This is a genomic window from Sphingobium indicum BiD32, assembly GCF_000382885.1.
Taxonomy (GTDB): domain Bacteria; phylum Pseudomonadota; class Alphaproteobacteria; order Sphingomonadales; family Sphingomonadaceae; genus Sphingobium; species Sphingobium japonicum_C.
Genome location: NZ_CAVK010000069.1, coordinates 1 through 3,747 on the forward strand (window position 1 = coordinate 1; position 3,747 = coordinate 3,747).

Consider the following 3,747-nt stretch of genomic DNA (forward strand, 5'->3'; position numbering starts at 1 on the left):
CTGCGCATTATGGTGGAGGGCGCGGATCGCAGCGCCATCCTGGTGCGCGGCAAGCCCGTCGAGCGTCTCCTCATAGCGTTGCCGGGCATGGATGGCGCGGGTCTGTTCCCGGCTCTCGTCGATCGTCAGCACCAGGCAGCGGTTGGATAGCTCCTCGTCGAGGTCGATCGCCGTGGTGGTGAGCATCAGCGCCACCGGCCCCTCGACCCGGTAATCCTGCGTCACCAGCTTGCCCGTCGCGGGGTCTTTGCCGGTGGACGCGATGGTGAGAGCGCCCTGGCTCTGCAACAGTTTGAGCGCATAGGAGGCATGGCGTGCGCCTTCCTCCTCGGCGATGGCGAGCGCCTTGTGTTTGAGGTCCGCCTCGCCAAGGTAGAACAGGCTCTGCCCGGTCATCGCCGAGTAGGCGACCCGTTCCTCCTCCGGCACCATGTCGAGCACCGCATCCATGAGCGCGCTCTTCCCCGCTGCGCTGGTGGACTGGATCAGCACCGCCAAGGGGCGGTCCAGCTTGCGGCTGATCGCCGCCAGATAGACGGTGAGCGCGTTCTCGGCCTCGCCGATCACACCACAGGCGGCGATGTCGGCCGCGATCCTGTCGAGCAGGTCCGGGGATCGCAGCCAAGCCAGCGCCGCAGCCTCGTCCGCCGCGCTGATCTTCGCGCCGGGGGCGACGGGCGCGGATGCGTGGAACATCTCTTCCTGCACCGCCTCCAGTTTGAGGAGCACCTGACCGATGTCGCGTTTCACAGCGTCAGGCGGCAAGCCCAGCTCCAACGCCGCCTGTGCGACGAACGCCGAACGGCTCTTGGCGGAGAGCAGGTCCAGGCCATCGACGTGGAACGCCTCACCGCACCGGACCATGAGGTTGATCTTCATCGCCTCCTGCAACCCGTTGCACGCAAGCCCGCGCGCGCGCCACAGCCGATCGCCCAAGCGGATCATGATGTCCCGCGCGCCGATCTCCGCCTCGATCGGCGGCGGCGGCGCTGGCGGGATCGGCCCGGCATGGGATGGTTCGGGGATCGGATCGGGCAGCGGCTCCTCAGCGGCTGAGAGAAGAACGGGGTCGGCCACGTCATCAGGGCCGGGATCATTGTCGAGCGTCACCATGGACGGGCGGCCCTCGGCTCCCGCCATCCATGTCGCGCCGCGCAGCAGTGCGCCCAGGCTTTTGCTGGCCGGGGTGACGGCCAGCGCATAGCTGTTCGCGTCCATTCCCTTGGGGAAGGCGACGCGGTATATGCCCATCCCCATAGGGCCAAGCCGCTGCGCCACCGCCGCCGCGCCCTTGTCGCCAGCAGCATCGCGATCATAGGCTACCAGCACGCGGCGCACGCCATGTTCGATCAGGGCCGCCACGATCTCGTCGGTAAGCCCACCCGCGCCCCAGGCACAGGTGACGTTGCGATAGCCCGCACACCAGAAGGTCAAAGCGTCGATCGGCGCTTCGCACAGGATCATGTCGTCGCACGCCGCGAACGCCGACCCGTTGAGCAGGCCCCGATGCGGACCCGGCAGGTAGAGATGATCGGGCGTGCCCTTGCGCAGATCGTCCCTGATCTTGCGGCCGTAGAGGTTGACCACGACGCCCGTCCTGTCGCGGATCGGCACCACCAGGCTCCCGCGCAGATGCTCATGGCCGCTGTCGCGCAACACGCCGAGCCGCTGGAGTTGGCCCCGCACGTCTGCGCCCGCCTTGCGGTTCTTCTCCGGCAGACGGTAGCCCAGGGTGCGATCGGCAAAGCCAAGGCCGAAGGCGTCGATCAGATCAGGATGGGTGAGGCCACGCTTTTCCAGATAGGACAGCGCCTCCGGGTTGGTACGCAGCGCACGGCCATAATAGTCCGCCACATCGCCCAGCAGCGCGCCGTCCTCGGCCGCCGACAGCACCGGCAGCTTGGTGACGGTCGATCGCGTGATCGGGGCGGCGTCGGGCGCGGGCACATAATCGCTCCGCAGCAGTTCGACTGCATGACGGAAGCTGACGCCTTCGCGTTTCATGATCCAGTCTATGGGGCCACCACCCACGTCGCAGCCGAAGCAGTGGAACAGATTCTTCGCCACCGTCACCACCAGAGACGGCGTATCATCGTCATGGAAGGGGCACTTCGCCACCATGTCGCCGCCGCGTTTCGCCAGCTTCACGCCCGATGCCTCGACCAACCGGACCAGGCTAATCTCTGTCTTCAGCCGCTCTATCTCCGCATCCGGTATGCGTGCCATGGCGGGTGTCTCCAAAAAGCTGTCAAGGGGGTTTTGAGTTAAATAACTCCCTTTCGTATCACTCCCATTGGGAGTATAGTCAAGCTCGCTTCTAAAAAGAGGGTGTATGGCCATGATCGCAACCGAACCGACTATTCCGGGGATCATCGCGACCATGGACGACAGAGATGCTACATTCTTCAAGGAGCTGGGCGCGCGCATCGCCAAGGCCCGTAAGGAACGCGGGATGACCCAGCAGGCCCTGGCCGACCAGCTCGGCATCGCCCAGCAGACCCTTGCCCATTACGAAGTCGCCCGCGCGCGCATCGCCGCATCGCTCCTCCCGCGCGTCGCCGATCTACTCGATCTCTCGCTCGACGAGTTGCTGATGGGACGCCCCACTATTCGCATCCCCGGCAAGCGCGGTCCTGCGTCCCGGCTCGAACAGCAGCTAGATGCGATACATCGGCTACCCAAGGCCGAGCAGCGCGCGGTCTCCACCGTGATCGACGCTGTGCTCGCCCAGCATGGGCACGGGGCCGGACAGGAGGCCGCTACCGCCTGATTCTGTCTCAGCCGCCCAAGCGGCACGCCATCATGAACAGGACATAGGGGACGGCACTGCACGCCGCTCCCCAAGGCGGAGCCTGTTAGCGGCTCTCTAAACAGATGGCAGGCACTCCATCTGTTTAACAATGACGGCGGCAAGCCTATCCGGCACATCCCTTCATACACTCTCGCTCCACAGTCTGCTCAAGCAGACTCCGGTGCCGCGATAATCACAGGCGTAGCCCAGCGGCACCGTCATGCGCTCCATCTTGGCGGCGGATTCCACCCATGCTACATTGTCACCGCGCTGCAAAAAGGGCGGCGCCGGGACTGGTAATCCTGCTCACGCGATCACCTTCGGCGACCTCAGGTTGTCCGGGGTGCCGCCGCATATGTCCAAGCGCCCCGGCGCTAAAAGCGTCGGCGCATGTGTGAGCATGTTACCAGCCCCGGCTCCCGCGCCCAGCGCGCGGGAGATATGGCTCATCTGACCAGGCCCTGCCTCCCGCCAACCCATACGGGCAAGCGAAGGAGGCCATGATGCAACCAGTCCACCAAGACCCCTACCGCCGCGAAGTCGTGATGGCGCGCGTCGGCCATCTCATCCGGCGCAAGCAGCAGGAGGTCGAACGCATCACCCGGATTATCCGGGGCTGTTTTGATGGCACCGCAGCGCCGGCACCACAGCCAGGCCGGATCATGCGGATTATCCTGATCGGTCCCTATGCCCGGCGCTCCTGGTATGAAGATCGGCACAGCCTCTACTTTTCCGACTATGAGTTCTGGGTCATCGTCAACCAGCCCCTCTTCACCCATGAACGCCATTGGGGGCGGGCGGAGAAGACGATCGCCCACGAAGTCGGGCAGACCTGCGCCGTCACCCTCAACATCCTCTCCAGGGCCGATGTGAAGGCCGCAAGGGCCGAGCGCGATCATTTCGTCCTCGATCGGATCGAAGCGGGCATCACCCTCTACAAGGCTTCGCGCGACGCG

Annotated in this window: 3 protein-coding genes; 2 read left to right on the plus strand and 1 reads right to left on the minus strand. The window is 65.3% G+C overall.

The annotated features are described in order from the left end of the window. Positions 1 to 2,226 (minus strand): CHC2 zinc finger domain-containing protein (locus tag EBBID32_RS07325; RefSeq protein ID WP_037489506.1); only part of this gene is annotated, 2,226 nt, incomplete at its 3' end. 112 nt (positions 2,227 to 2,338) lie between these two features. Here EBBID32_RS07325 and EBBID32_RS07330 point away from each other — a divergent pair. Both EBBID32_RS07330 and EBBID32_RS07335 read left to right on the plus strand, forming a co-directional pair. Beyond that, the gene (locus EBBID32_RS07330; RefSeq protein ID WP_156022493.1) at positions 2,339 to 2,770 is read left to right on the plus strand and encodes a helix-turn-helix domain-containing protein; all 432 of its coding nucleotides are present in this window, start codon (positions 2,339 to 2,341) and stop codon (positions 2,768 to 2,770) included. Between the two features lie 521 nt (positions 2,771 to 3,291). Further along, the coding region (locus EBBID32_RS07335; protein ID WP_196805611.1) for a hypothetical protein at positions 3,292 to 3,747 on the plus strand (456 nt) is incomplete at its 3' end.